Origin of the sequence: Klebsiella sp. RHBSTW-00215, from assembly GCF_014103785.1 — a bacterium.
GTDB lineage: Bacteria > Pseudomonadota > Gammaproteobacteria > Enterobacterales > Enterobacteriaceae > Klebsiella.
This window is the reverse complement of sequence record NZ_JABXQS010000001.1, coordinates 1,927,769-1,941,199: the sequence shown is the minus strand read 5'-3', so window position 1 is coordinate 1,941,199 and position 13,431 is coordinate 1,927,769. Positions and strand designations below refer to the sequence as shown.

General features: G+C 55.6%; 15 protein-coding genes. 5 read left to right on the top strand and 10 right to left on the bottom strand.

Going from position 1 to position 13,431, the window contains the following annotated elements; genetic code table 11:
- Positions 1-53 precede the first annotated feature (53 nt).
- Positions 54-290 (top strand): hypothetical protein, encoded by a 237-nt coding sequence (locus HV127_RS09255; protein ID WP_134892789.1) that lies wholly within the window; start codon positions 54-56, stop codon positions 288-290.
- Here HV127_RS09255 and HV127_RS09250 read toward each other — a convergent pair.
- From HV127_RS09250 to HV127_RS09215, 8 genes are all read right to left on the bottom strand, one after another.
- On the bottom strand, positions 277-1,515 hold the full coding sequence (locus HV127_RS09250) for an STY4528 family pathogenicity island replication protein (protein ID WP_016807978.1): 1,239 nt from the start codon (positions 1,513-1,515) through the stop codon (positions 277-279). The genes HV127_RS09255 and HV127_RS09250 overlap by 14 nt on opposite strands.
- Positions 1,516-1,614: 99 nt before the next feature.
- Positions 1,615-1,863 carry a hypothetical protein gene (locus tag HV127_RS09245; RefSeq protein ID WP_004115572.1) on the bottom strand — a complete coding sequence of 83 codons (249 nt, stop codon included), beginning with the start codon at positions 1,861-1,863 and terminating at the stop codon, positions 1,615-1,617.
- Positions 1,860-2,450, bottom strand: a complete 591-nt coding sequence (locus HV127_RS09240) for a DUF2857 domain-containing protein (RefSeq protein ID WP_006777722.1) — start codon at positions 2,448-2,450, stop codon at positions 1,860-1,862. The genes HV127_RS09245 and HV127_RS09240 overlap by 4 nt, the downstream gene beginning before the upstream one ends.
- A 6-nt stretch (positions 2,451-2,456) precedes the next feature.
- Positions 2,457-3,167 (bottom strand): DUF2786 domain-containing protein, encoded by a 711-nt coding sequence (locus HV127_RS09235; RefSeq protein WP_016807979.1) that lies wholly within the window; start codon positions 3,165-3,167, stop codon positions 2,457-2,459.
- Positions 3,160-4,860, bottom strand: coding sequence for a ParB family protein (locus HV127_RS09230; protein ID WP_016807980.1), 1,701 nt, complete (start codon positions 4,858-4,860; stop codon positions 3,160-3,162). Before HV127_RS09230 ends, HV127_RS09235 begins: the two co-directional genes overlap by 8 nt.
- Positions 4,857-6,227, bottom strand: coding sequence for an SPI-7-type island replicative DNA helicase (gene dnaB-PI / locus HV127_RS09225; protein WP_004115579.1), 1,371 nt, complete (start codon positions 6,225-6,227; stop codon positions 4,857-4,859). The genes HV127_RS09230 and dnaB-PI overlap by 4 nt, the downstream gene beginning before the upstream one ends.
- A complete protein-coding gene (locus HV127_RS09220) occupies positions 6,220-7,095 on the bottom strand; it encodes a ParA family protein (protein WP_016807981.1) in 876 nt (291 codons plus the stop codon). The genes dnaB-PI and HV127_RS09220 overlap by 8 nt, the downstream gene beginning before the upstream one ends.
- 154 nt (positions 7,096-7,249) lie before the next feature.
- Positions 7,250-7,837 carry an NAD(P)H-dependent oxidoreductase gene (locus tag HV127_RS09215; protein ID WP_182235697.1) on the bottom strand — a complete coding sequence of 196 codons (588 nt, stop codon included), beginning with the start codon at positions 7,835-7,837 and terminating at the stop codon, positions 7,250-7,252.
- A gap of 114 nt (positions 7,838-7,951) precedes the next feature.
- Between HV127_RS09215 and HV127_RS09210 the strand changes: the two genes are divergently transcribed.
- Positions 7,952-8,548 (top strand): TetR/AcrR family transcriptional regulator, encoded by a 597-nt coding sequence (locus tag HV127_RS09210; protein WP_182235696.1) that lies wholly within the window; start codon positions 7,952-7,954, stop codon positions 8,546-8,548.
- A 123-nt stretch (positions 8,549-8,671) separates the two neighbouring features.
- Here HV127_RS09210 and HV127_RS09205 read toward each other — a convergent pair whose 3' ends face one another.
- Positions 8,672-9,460 carry a DsbA family protein gene (locus HV127_RS09205; RefSeq protein WP_182235695.1) on the bottom strand — a complete coding sequence of 263 codons (789 nt, stop codon included), beginning with the start codon at positions 9,458-9,460 and terminating at the stop codon, positions 8,672-8,674.
- A 222-nt stretch (positions 9,461-9,682) separates the two neighbouring features.
- On the opposite strand from HV127_RS09205, the gene HV127_RS09200 reads away from it, so the two are divergent.
- From HV127_RS09200 to cbpM, 3 genes are all read left to right on the top strand, one after another.
- Positions 9,683-10,363, top strand: a complete 681-nt coding sequence (locus tag HV127_RS09200) for a TerC family protein (protein ID WP_182235694.1) — start codon at positions 9,683-9,685, stop codon at positions 10,361-10,363.
- 144 nt (positions 10,364-10,507) lie between these two features.
- A complete protein-coding gene (cbpA, locus tag HV127_RS09195) occupies positions 10,508-11,428 on the top strand; it encodes a curved DNA-binding protein (RefSeq protein ID WP_182235693.1) in 921 nt (306 codons plus the stop codon).
- Complete coding sequence (cbpM, locus tag HV127_RS09190) at positions 11,428-11,733, top strand: chaperone modulator CbpM (RefSeq protein WP_139540885.1); 306 nt, start codon at positions 11,428-11,430, stop codon at positions 11,731-11,733. The genes cbpA and cbpM overlap by 1 nt, the downstream gene beginning before the upstream one ends.
- 197 nt (positions 11,734-11,930) lie before the next feature.
- On the opposite strand, the gene HV127_RS09185 is transcribed toward cbpM, so the two are convergent.
- Positions 11,931-13,277, bottom strand: coding sequence for an alpha-glucosidase/alpha-galactosidase (locus tag HV127_RS09185; RefSeq protein WP_182235692.1), 1,347 nt, complete (start codon positions 13,275-13,277; stop codon positions 11,931-11,933).
- Positions 13,278-13,431: the final 154 nt, after the last annotated feature.

The window sequence follows — 13,431 nt, the reverse complement described above, 5'->3', positions numbered from 1 at the left end:
TTAGTGGGTAATGAGTTTTGACACGCTTGAGATAGTCCGGGCGAGAGGGGTATATGAACAACTTAAAATCAGATCGTCACCATTACAAATTTGCAGGACCTTCATCTCTTTTATGGCGAAGAAATATTGCCTGGCTTTTAAGCACTGTTGCCACTGGCAACAGTGCTTACTTTTTAGTCAGTGTTGCCACTGGCAACAGCGCTCACTTTTTAGCCAGCATTTTTGCTGACAAAAGTGCAAGACTTCATGCGCCGCTGCCTGTAAAAATCTGCAATCTCATGAATTTATGATTTTTTCCCGAATTTTCTTCACCAGATCCCTGATATTTTCCTCCGATACCGGGCGGGCAGAGGCGCGTGGTTCGGGTTTCCATTGTTGCTGTTCGGGACGCTGAACTGTTTTTTGCCCGACACTGTCAGATATATCGCCACCCTGACGGGGCGCGTATAACCTGCCCTCACGCGCTTTCTTCATCACGGCCAGCAACCAGCCTACCGGGTTGCTGAGCTGCTGGCGTGCCATCACCTTTTGCAGGCTGAGCAGCACAAGTTGTGCCTGCTCCTCAGGCAACGCCTGCAGCTGTGCGGTCAGCATGGCAATATCTTCTGCCGGAACAAGTTCATGCAGACTGTCGGGAAGCACAGGTTTACCCGGTACGTACGTATTTTTATTCACACTGTGTGTGATACTACGTACGTAATGGTTCGGTTTCCGAACCCGGCCATAACTGACTGTTTTTACTGGCAGTACGGATTCCGAACTTAGTGAGTTGTTATGCCTTTCTGGACTGAGTTCGGTATCCGAACCCTGTTTTTTAGCGGCGATTCCTGGCCGTTTATGACTGAGTTCGGTTTCCGAACCCGGTGCGGGACAGGGTATTCGGTGATGATGTTTCGCCATCTGGCTGGGCGTCTGTGGGCGGTCCAGACGCGATTCGATCAGCGCAAGATGGCTGCGATAATGGCGCATGGTGGGGTCGTTTTTTATATCGTCGAGCACTTCGCGGGCGGTCTGGCTGATAGTCCGGTTTTTACTCAGGCAGGCATCCGCCACCGTATCAAGGAAGCGGGGGTCGAGCATTTCCGCATCGCTGAACGTCAGGGGCTCATCGTGCTGAGCATAGATATTCCCCCGCACCCGCCCTTTATCATCCCGCACGCGTTTACAGAGGCTGAGCCAGCCGGTTATTCGCAGCATAAGCAGGACGCGGCTTACCGTTTCCCTTGAGGCTTTCCCCTTTCCGGGTGAGGCAAGCTGCAGCTGCAGTTCGTCATAGCTGGGGAAAACCGCCCCCTCATTATTTTGTGCATACAGCCGGATCATCATCCAGCCCATCTTGTCCAGTGGTGACAACCGCGTGTCGAGCAACAGCCGGCGGGGAATGGAATCATGCACATTTCCAGTAAACAGCAGGCCGTTACGTATCCTGCCATCATCCCGCCGGGGACTGGCCGCAAGGCGGGCATTCATTTTATCCAGCGTATAAGCAATCAGGCTTTCTGCAGGCAGACTCATTATTTTTCCTTTTCGGCCGCCATCACGGCCGTTCTGAACTGTCAGTATGCTTAGTACTGCACCCGCGTACGGGTGCAGGGTAAACAGGCTGTCATGCTGCTATTTCCGTATGGCGCTGTTATAGCGTTCGTGGCTGAGAAGAAGCCATGTCCGGCCTTCGTTGCGACTCAGCAGACGCCAGAACGGGCCGAGATCGATTTTGTAGTAACCGCAGCCTTTCTCATCGAGCCGGGTGTAATTACGCGCCCCCTGCCGGAAACGGCGAACCTGACGTAACGCCTTTTGACAGCATTGCGGCGGCGTACCATGGGGAGCCCGCAGGCCCGGCGCAACCATTCTGTATTTCATGCCGTCTTCCTTACCGGCGTTCGGGCCGGAGAAGGCTGCCGGGTCTTGTGCCAGCCGCGGACGGCATGCCAGACCGACGTCAGCGAGACGTTCATCTGTTCTGCAGCCAGCATCATTACGTCCAGCCCGTCAGCACTTTCCGCGTCTTCAACGCCGGACTTTTGCCACTGACGCCACAGGGCGGCGTTTTCCTCATCACCCAGTGCGTTACCGCGCCCCGGCCGGACATCGATACCGGCAATGCGACGGCGGGCCGCCACGTCCGTACTGGAGAGCCCGAAGTAATTGGCCATCAGTTCAATGGAGCCGCCCAGCGCCAGCGCCCGATCGATACGCTGGAGTCGTTTCTGTTCCGTCCGGGCCTGCTGTAGCATGCGCACCAGATTGCCGTGATTGATGCCCACACTGATGATCGACACCTCACTGCCGGAAAGGTAGTGAAGCTCTTCGAGCGAGAGCCCCTGCAGCATCTGCATTTCCTCGCGGTTCAGTCCCAGCGATTCGCAGCGGCGGAGATAGCCACTTCTGAGATCCATAACCAGCTGCATCAATAATCCGTTTGCAGCCTGAGATAAACTGTTCATCATTCCCCCTTAATCCTGACGGTAACCAATGGCTGCCGGACCCCGGCCGCTGACACCCTGATGAAGACGGGCATTTTGTCCGGCTTCATACCCCTGATAACGTGCTGTATCCGCCCCGCGGCAGGCTTTCAGTTCACGGGTTGTGACTGTTTTCATACTGCGGCTTTCCAGCCAGTGACTCATCACCTGCTGCTCCTCGCTGCTGATGTCAGTTGCCGATATCACCTCACGCACCCCACATACCCAGCCGTCACGGAACTGCTCCGCTCTCGCCCGGCGTGTGGCCAGTTTCAGCCGCTTACTCTGGGTTTTGAGATAAGAATTTGTGGCATCTTTCAGCTGGCGCGTCAGCACATCAAAGGCATAGGCTGCTATCTCAGGTTTTTCACTGAATCCGTAAAAGGTTACCGAACGGCGATACCCGGCAGAGGTCTGACGCCATGAGTAATAAGCCTGGCAGCCAAAGGCATGACAGACGCCCCGGACAAGGGTCACCATCCATTCCGGAACTTTTTCAGCATCCGAAGGGGCCGTGCGGGAAGACGCTTCGCGCACGGATGTAAGGCCGGCATCAAGCTCGCTGATACCGTATCTGGCCATCAGCTTCTGGGCACGCTGCAGGGCCAGTCCTGCCTCATGGGCATTACTGTTGCTGCGGCCCAGCTTCAGCAGTTTCCTGACAAGATTCAGCAGTCGCAACTGTCGCTGTGAGTTATTCATCACTGTTATCCTCCCCGTACTTCAGACCGCGTTGCAGCTCCCGGAGACGGCGCATAACGCGCATCAGGCGGAGCAGTTTCAGAGCATCTTCATCTGTCAGGGCAGGTGCTTCCCCCTCACCCGGGCCGCCGGTGAAAAGCTCCGGCAGACCACACACCCCTGCCGCCGGATGCAGCACAGGCGCTTCGCCGGTCAGGCCCAGCAGAAATGCGGCGGCTTCAGAACACACCTCACCTGCCCCGACGTAACCGGCAGACATGTCCTTGTCGCGTTGAGGAAGAATTTCATCTTCGCAGCCAAGGACCTCACCCAGCTCCCATGCAAGACGAAAAGCGGTATTCTGCAGGTGTTCGATATCGTCCTGATGGGCCGGCACATGCCAGATGCTGTCATTACTCACCGGCGCGTCATCCTGCAGGACAACTTCAGGTTCTGGTGTTAAAAGAGAAAGCAGGCCATCCTCCCCATTGTCCTCTTCTCCACCATTCTCTTCTCCGTACCCATCGGAGAGGGTAACCAGCCCGCTAACATCCCCACTCTCACCTGAAATAACCGGCGCGGCACCGTACATATCTGGCTGAACCTCATGCCGAGGGGGCTCATTAATCGGTGTTTCAGAAGGAGAAGACGCATTACCCGGAACGGGCGTTACAGCCCCTCCTGAGACCTCAGGACGTGAACTGGAGACAGGTAGCGGGACGCCTTCACTCTCATCTGAGCCTGTGGTATGCAGGGCGTGATCAGCATTAACAGACTTGTTTGCGGCGGGAAAGGCAACCGTCTCCGGCTCGCCAAAGTGATGTCTGCGGTTGCGTTCTTTAGGATCGAGTTCCATCATCCAGCGGTCATAGTCCAGTTCCGGATGGGGTAACGCCTGCAGTAAATCACCAATAAATTCATCGCGAAACATCTCCAGAGACCACAGTTCCGGGGAGTTGAAACGGCCACAACACTGGCCAAAAACGTCGCTGAAGGATTTATCGCCTGTGTCTGAAATCAGGCAAAACTCATCCCACACGCGTTCCGCATCATGCCGGAGCGCCAGCAGTGACGTTATTTGTGGCCTGCCAAGCCCGGACTCAAGCAGGTCTGGGATCCACGGATAAAGATATTTCAGCGCATCTTCCATACGGCTGACTGTTGAGTAATGGACTGGCAAACCTTCACGGGTCAGTAGCTCTGACAACTGACGCAACGAAACCGTCTTTCCCATCTGCTCTTCATATATAGAGCGGGCTTTGTGGATCCCCTGCGCTTTTTCAATAAAACTCAGCTCCCCGCGCACTTCATTCTCTGCCAGATGGCCAATAACACACTGCAGCCGTCCCGGCCACGGCTTGAACAACACATGGACGCGGAAAAACCGGTCTTCTCCGGTTTCCTGCCACAGTTCTGACAGGATCTGATAACGTGTATTACCCCCGTCGCTGAAGATGTACATATCGGGCTCACCATCCGGGTCACGGGTGACTTTGGGCACGGTGTCCAGCCCGCGCGAACGGATGGAAGCCTTGATATCGTCATAACGCGGATTGCGTGATGTTCGCGGATTATCAGGATTCGGGCTTAACTGGTCGAGCGTCAGGACCATGGGCATTTCAGCCGCCGGCATGACGCTGATATTGCCGGCCGCCTGCGACTGGCGTCCGGGCTGCAGCATGGCAGCCCCCACATTAGAACTTTTACGGCTCATGCCTGTTTCCTCCCGCTGCGGTAACCGAAGTCATAGCTGCCTTCCTGAAACTCCGAAAAGAGGGTGTAACGCCCGTCAAATTTGACTTTTACCGTGCCGGTTGGCCCCTGCCGCTGCTTGCCGACAATGATCTCAGCCACCCCGGCATCAGGGGTGCCGGGGTTATAAACCTCATCCCGGTAAATAAACATGATGAGGTCCGCATCCTGCTCCAGCGCACCGGAGTCACGCAGGTCACCATTATTGGGGCGTTTATCGGCCCGCTGCTCCACCAGGCGGTTGAGCTGGGAAAGCGCCAGTACCGGACAGCCCAGCTCTTTACCGAGCGCCTTAAGCGAGCGGGAAATTTCCGCTATTTCCTGCGTGCGGTTTTCCTGCTCGGGGGAGCGGACAAGCTGCAGATAGTCCAGCATGATGAGAGAGGGTCTGCCGTATTTGCGGACATAGCGACGGGCGCGGGCGCGCAGTGTGGCCGGGGTCTGGTAACTGGTATCATCAATGATCAGACGGTTTTTCCACTCAATAATGCGACCGGTTGCCTCGGACACGCGAGCCCAGTCTTCATCATCCATGTTGCCGCTGCGAAGCCGGGACAGTTCCACCCGGCCTTCCATCGCCAGCAGGCGCATCATCAGCTGCTCTGAGGGCATTTCAAGACTGAACACAAAGACGTGATCGTCAGGTTTTGCGCTCACGGCCGCTGTGCAGGCGGCCATGGCCAGCGACGTTTTCCCCATGGAAGGACGGGCGGCCAGCAGGGCCAGATCGCCGGGCTGGAGACCACAGGTCATCGCGTCCAGTTCACTGAACCCTGTCGGTGTCCCGGTGAGGCCGTCACTGGCGGACATGCTTTCCAGCTGCGTCAGCAGTTTATCCAGCGCCTCGTTAACACCGGTCTCACTGTTGAGCTGCATGGCTCCCTGTTCGGCAATGTTAAACAACTTACCTTCGGCCGACTCAAGAATGCCCGCCGAGCTGGCTTTCGGGGCTTGCACATCGGAAAGAAGACTGTTACCCACAGTCATCAGCTGCCGCAGGCGGCTTTTCTCCGCCACCACCCCGGCGTATGCCAGGATATTGGCTGCAGACGGCGTGTTTTTACTCATTTCAGCCAGATAAGCAAAGCCGCCACACTGTTCAAGGTCGCCTCTGTTCTCCAGCCGTTCCGTAATAGTGATGAGATCGAGCGGTAGCCCTTCTCCGGCCAGCTCGGCCATCACGCGAAAGACCATACGGTGCGGCCGGGAAAACAAATCTTCCGGGGAGATTTGCAGTATCACCTCATCCCACCGGTCGTTATCAAGCATCAGTCCGCCCAGTACGGCCTGCTCAGCCTCATAAGAGCAGGGCATCATCATCTCAGACATGACGCACCTCCCGGGTCAGAACGTCACTGAAATGGCTCTGCCACTCGGGGAACAGTTCAGACGCGAGGTCGTGCATGGTGACGGCTGCGGCCGGACCTTTGCGGCGTGTTTTGTATTCCAGACGATGCACGGGCTGCTGCTTGACGTGCCCCAGTTTGAAAATATCCAGCGCCTCGATACGGGTATCGAGTAAACGATAAACGTCACGGTTGCCCAGCGCAGAGGCGTCGTAATGTTTTTCGTTAATGATGGCGGCAAGACCGTCCATTGCTTCACGGTCAAGCAGAGTGTTTTCGATACAGTTGACGAGAATGGAAATATCAGGAAGGCGGATACCGTAATTTTCATAGGTTTTCAGGCGGGTAAGCATATGAAGGGAGCCGCGGATAAATTCACGGACATCCGGAAGGATGGGTTTAACAACGCCCATCACATTACCGGTAGAGGAAAGGAGGGAAAGCTCGGTCATGACGCCTGTTGCGCCTTTCGAATCCACAATAATGACGTCATAACGGTTAAAGAAAGGATGCTGAAGTATGTTACGCAGGCGCAGACGGCCGTCTGCAGCGTGGAGCATCGCGGTCGGCAACAGTTCGTCCGGGTCGTTAGAGTAGATGACATCGAGATTTTTTATGGCGGTCTGCGAAATGCATTGCGTATGGTCACTGACCATCTGCATCAGCAATTCATAGAGACCGAAAGGGGATTCATGCTCCAGCGCGAAGATACTGCTGGCTGTGGGCTGGGAATAGTCTGCATCCACAAGAAGGGTGTTCAGGCCGGCATCGGCAAGAAAACCGGCAAGGTAAGCAGCAAACGTGGATTTGCCTTCTCCACCTTTGGGAGAGATAACGGGAAGTATTTTCATTTTGCACACTCTTTACAGTATGCAAATACGCCTGTTTACAAACTATTAACTTTGACTCAGGGATTGAAAATCCCCGTGTCCTTGGTTCGATTCCGAGTCCGGGCACCACTATTTAAAGAACCCAGCCTATGGCTGGGTTTTTGCTTTTCTGCTTTCAGCTAAACATCGTCCTTCCAAGCTGATGCCCCGCTTCCAGATGAGCTTCCGCCGTTTCCAGTTCCGGCAACAACATCATCTGAGAACTCACCACCGTAGCTCCGCAATAGTCAAAAATCCCATGGGAGATTTGTGCATTAAACGCATCCGTAAATCCATGCTTATCATACGTTTTCTGATTCGCTGCGCCTAAGGCAACCAGATGCACCCGCAGGTGGCCCAGCTTCTTCACTACGTTACCATCGGCGGTCTCCTCATAAGCCCAGCCATTTGAGAACACGCGATCGATCCATCCTTTTAGCAGCCCTGGCATCGACCACCAATAAATAGGGAAAACCAGCACCAGCGCGTCGGCGTTGTCGATCCGGGCCTGTTCAGCAATCACATCTGCCGGCGTGGCGTCGGTTTGCAGGAAAGCTGCGATATCCGGCGCAGCAAAAACAGGGTTAAAACCTTCCTGAGTTAAATCAGCGAGTTCAGCAGTATTGTGCGGGTTAGATTCAGCGACCCCTTGGGCAATCGCCGTGGCGACGCTATGCGTCAAAGAAGTGTTGAGGGGGTGAGAAACCACGATTAATGCATGCATGACGGAGACTCCAGTTGCCATATGACGATATCGGATGTAGTCTTATATACTAACAGTAACCTACCAATGGTAAGTTACCTTTGGTATATAAGCTTGTCAACGGGAGAATGCTCAATGTCTGAACCACTCGTACGGCAGCGTTTATCGCGAGAAGAGCGGCACAAGCAACTGGTTGATGTCGCCTGGCATATTATTCGTGAAGAAGGGACCGAAGCCCTGACGCTAGGCTACCTGGCGACACAGGCGGGCGTCACCAAACCGGTGGTTTACGATCATTTTGACAGCCGTTCGGGACTTTTCGCCACACTTTATACCGAGTACGACCAACGCCAGACGGCGAAGATGGATGAGATATTACGCAACACTGAGCCTGATGCGGAAAAACTGGCCTCGGCGATCGCCAACGCTTACATCGAGTGCGTGCTACATCAGGGACGGGAAATGCCGAGCGTGATGGCCGCGCTGGCCGGGACGCCTGAGCTGGAGAAGATCAAACAAGAGTGCATCGCCGCATTTACCGCAAAATGCCGGCAATACTTTTCACCGCTTTGTGGGAGCGATAATCTCAGCGAGGCCGCCATTCTTGCCATGCTCGGCTCCGCTGACGGGCTAGCGGCCGCGGTAGTGAACGGCGTCATCACAGAACAACAGGCTAAAGATGAGCTATTTCAGGTGATTATGTCGATGTTGCAGCGCTGCTGCCGTGCTTAAGGAGCACTGCCGAGTGGCGGCTAACGCCTTACACGGCCTACAAAACCCATAATATCATCAGGTTATAATTTTTTCGTAGGTCCGTACTCACAAAAGCCCGCCACCCGGTGGGCGTTTTAATTATCAGCCGCCTGCTTTCTTAATCGCCGCATCCAGCGAGGCTTTATCCGCCAGCCCAGGGAACACGGTAATCGTCGCTTCCGTGGCACCCGTTGTCGGCATCACGATAACCCCGGGCGTGCCGCTCAGGCCGATTTCCTGCGCCAGTTGATTCGTGCCATCCAGCACCGCTCCAACATCCGCCGCTTTCTTCGCGTCGAAATTCACTTTCTTCGCCTGCTGCTGGATGTCGGCAGCCTTCAGCTTGCCTTCGTTATGCCCGGTGGAATAGATCCCGTTGTGGTAGGTCAGATAGGCTTCTACGCCCTTCTGCTGGTAAATCTGCAGACCGGTTTTTGCCGCTTCCAGAGAAGTTTCCCAACGGCTGCCGAAAATAGGCCACTCTTTGAAAGCGAAGCGGGTTTGCGGGTTCTCTTTGATCACCTGCTCCATAACCGGCGCCAGACGACTGCAGTAAACGCATTGATAATCAAAGAACTCAATGACCGTCACTTTGCCCTCTTTAGGGCCATAGGTCGGCGTATTTTTATCCTGAGTCAGCGCGGCGGCGTTCTTCAGTACCGCCTGAGTTGCGGCGCTGGCCTGCTGCTGCTCCTGAATCTGTTGCAGCTTCTGGCTGGCCTGCAACAGCACTTCAGGATGCGCAACTAAATAATCCGCGGCAATTTTGCCAATACGGGCTTCCTGTTCGGGCGTAAACGTCGGCGCAGGCGCATCAGCGGCGGTCGCCATCACCGGAAGCAGAGCGGCGCCAATAAAGGCGAGTGTCAGTAAATTCTTATGGCCGGGCATGTGGGTAGTCCTTGCGATAGGTAAACGACAGGTGAGTCTTATGCACAAAATATCATCCTTTGCCGGCGAATCATCACCAGACAGGGCAATGATTGGTAACTATATTTTTCAATAACCGGATACGTTCCGGCTTTCCGCCCGGTGGTCAACGCGACCGAACGGGAGTACGCTTCGCCCCCTGCTTTTCCCTGTGGGATCCTTTTTTAGTTAGATGAGTTGGGTATGAACGAGTTTTTCAGTCAGTGGGACGTGGCGGTTATTCTGCTGCAAATTATTGCTATCGACCTGTTATTAGGCGGCGACAACGCGGTGGTGATCGCGATGGCCTGCCGTAAGCTGCCGCCACATCAGCGAACCAAAGCCATTATTATCGGCACCTTCGGCGCGATAGTAGCGCGCGTACTGCTGCTGGCAGTGGCTATCTATTTGCTCTCACTACCGTGGTTAAAAGTGGTCGGTGCGCTGATGCTGCTGTGGATTGGCATCAAGCTGGTCACCAATCAGGAAGAAGAGAGCGAAGTCAGCAGCTCCAGCAGCCTGTGGCGCACCGCGATCACCATTACCGTCGCCGATGTGATTATGTCGCTGGATAACGTACTGGCGGTTGCCGCTGCCGGGAAAGGCCACCTGGCGCTGGTCGCGTTGGGTGTACTGATCAGCATCCCGATTATCGTCGCAGGCAGTAAACTGGTGCTGGCGATCCTTAACCGCTTCCCGTCCGTGGTGATGCTGGGCGGCGCGCTGATTGGCTGGATTGCCGGTTCGATGATGGTGACCGATGTGACCATCGTGCATCTGTTCCCCAACGCGCCCGACGCGCTACCGCTCATAGGCGGGGCGGTTGGCGCAATACTGGTGCTACTGGAAGGGTTGCGCAGAAACCGCAGGCCCTCCGCCGAATAGCGTCCGCTCCGACGCCGTCAATCCCGACGGCGTCAAGTTTGCGCCACTTTTCCCCCACACCTGCTCTCATTTGCCCTACGCTTATTAAAGACACCTGATCCAGGGATCTGTAACCGTAATATTGCGCATAAATGAGATAACATCATGGAATTAAAGGATTATTATGCCATTTTAGGGGTTCAGCCAACGGACGATCTGAAAACCATCAAGACCGCCTATCGCCGTCTGGCACGCAAATATCACCCCGATGTCAGCAAAGAAACCGAGGCCGAAGCCAAATTCAAAGACCTCGCCGAAGCCTGGGAAGTACTCAAAGACGACCAGCGCCGCGCCGAATATGACCAGCTCTGGCAGCACCGCAACGATCCGCAGTTTGGTCGTCAGCAGCAACACTCCCACGAGCAGAGCTACAGCCAGCAGGACTTCGACGATATTTTCTCAACCATGTTTGGCCAGCAGGCACACCACAGCCGCCGCCAGCACGGCGTCCGGGGGCACGATTTAGAGATAGAAGTCGCGGTATTCCTCGAAGAGACTCTGGCCGAGCAGACGCGCACCATCAGCTATAAGCTGCCGGTTTATAACGTCTTTGGCATGGTTGAAAGCGAAACGCCGAAAACGCTGAACGTGAAAATTCCTGCGGGCGTGGTTGACGGTCAACGCATCCGCCTCAAAGGCCAGGGCACCCCCGGCGAAAATGGCGGCCCGAGCGGCGACCTGTGGCTGGTGATTCATATCGCTCCGCATCCACTGTTTGATGTCGTCGGCCATAATCTTGAAATCGTCCTGCCACTGTCGCCGTGGGAAGCTGCGTTAGGAACCAAAGTCACCATCCCGACGCTGAAAGAGAGCATTCTGCTGACTATCCCACCGGGCAGCCAGGCCGGGCAGCGCCTGCGCGTGAAAGGTAAAGGGTTGGTCAGTAAAACCGCCACCGGCGATCTGTATGCGGTGATTAAAATCGTTATGCCGCCAAAACCAGATGAGAAGAGCCGCGAACTCTGGCAACAGCTGGCCGATGCGCAAGCCAGCTTCGAGCCGCGTAAGACATGGGGGAAAGCCTGATGGCTAAGATAACAGTGACGTTCACGATTACCGAGTTTTGTCTCCACACCGGCGTTTCCGAGGAGGAGCTGAACGAAATCGTCGGCCTCGGCATGATTGAACCACGCCAGCCGCAGCGGGAAAACTGGCTGTTTGATGATAGCGCGGTGACGCTCGTTCACCGCGCCCTACGCCTGCGACAGGAGCTGGAACTGGACTGGCCGGGTATCGCCGTGGCGCTGACGCTGCTGGATGAGAACGCGCGCCTGAGCCGCGAAAATCAAATCCTGCAGCATCGGCTGGCGCGCTTTCTGACGCATAGTTAAACCCGTCCGCAGACGGCGGTGAACCCGTAGCCCGGTCAGCGCAGCGCCACCGGGAAGATAACCTGAAGCAACATTGCACGCTGTTTCCCCGGAGGCGGCGCTTGACGCGCCTTGTCCGGGCCTACAGGTTCTATACTGTGGGTTTTGTAGGCCGGATAAGGCGTCAGCCGCCATCCGGCACAAATACCGCACAATAATTAACCATGCACCCACGCCGGCAGCCAGTCGCCGTGGCTGTCGATCAGGTCATCCACCAGCGCATAGATCTCTTCAATACCCAGCACCGCCGCCGTATGCGGGTCCATCATGGTCGCGTAATAGACGTAGTCACGGTTTTCGGTGAGGATCGCCTCGGTCAGCAGAGTCTGCACGTTGATGTTGGTTTGCATCATCGCCGCCAGATGAGCAGGCAGCTTGCCCACTTTGGTCGGCTGAATGCCGTTAGCATCCACCAGACAGGCCACTTCCACGCAGCACCCCTGCGGCAGGTTGTCGATAAGATTATCGTTGCGCACGTTGCCGTACACCACGCTCGGCTCACCGGTCCAGATGGCGTTCATAATGGTGCTGGCGTATTCGCGCGACGGTTTCACCTCAATGCGCTCGCTGGTTTTATACAGCTCCAGCTCCTTGTGCCAGTTTGCCACCTGCTCCACGCAGCGTTTCGGGTATTCGTCCAGCGGTATCTGATAACGCTCGATAAGGTCCTCACGCCCCGGTTTGATAAACCACGGCGTGTATTCGGCGAAGTGCTCGGAGGATTCCGTCACGAAGTAGCCGAGCTTTTTGAACATCTCGTAGCGCACGATATTCTGGCAGCGCGAATCCTCGCGGTGCTTCGGCGCGCGGCCCTCAGCAAACGCCTGCAACATCTCCGGATAAATACTGACGTAGCTGCCGTCACCAAGCTTTTTCTCCAGCGACAGATAAAAAGCCATATGGTTGATACCGGCGCAGCGGTAGCGTAAATCCGCCGGGTCGAGGTCCAGATCGTGGGCCAGCTCCTCCGCCGTCCCCTGCACCGAATGGCACAACCCAACCTGCTTAATATGCGGATAGCGGGCGTACATCGCCCAGGTATTCATTGCCATCGGGTTGACGTAGTTAAGCATCGTGGCGTTCGGGCAAACTTCAGTCATGTCGTCGCAAATACGCCACAGATGCGGAATGGTACGCAGCGCGCGCATGATCCCACCCGGGCCAAGGGTATCGGCAATGGTTTGCTCCAGGCCATGCAGCTTACAGACTTCAAAATCGGTCACCGTGCAGGGCTGATAGCCGCCAATCTGGAAGGCTACCACCACGAAATCCGCATCCTGTAGCGCCGCTTTCTGGTCGCGATAGCAGCTGATTTCGCCGTCAGCGCCGAGTGAATCCATCAGTTTACGCACCACAGTATGTGACTCTTCCAGGCGGGTCGCATCCCGATCCATCAGGGCGATATGCGCCGATTTCAGCGCCGGGCGTTGAAAAACATCACCGAGAATATTTTTGACGAACACCGTCGAACCGGCACCGATAAAGGTAATTTTTGGGGCAGACATAGGGCTCTCTCCATAAGGTCATTGAACGGTGACAGAGTGGCACGCCGGGCCTTTGCCGCGCTGCCCTGTTCCCCCTGGAGCATTCCCGGAAGCTCAGATCGACAATCTGCAAGCATAAAATATGAGATTCCGGGAATAAATAGACGGAAAAGAA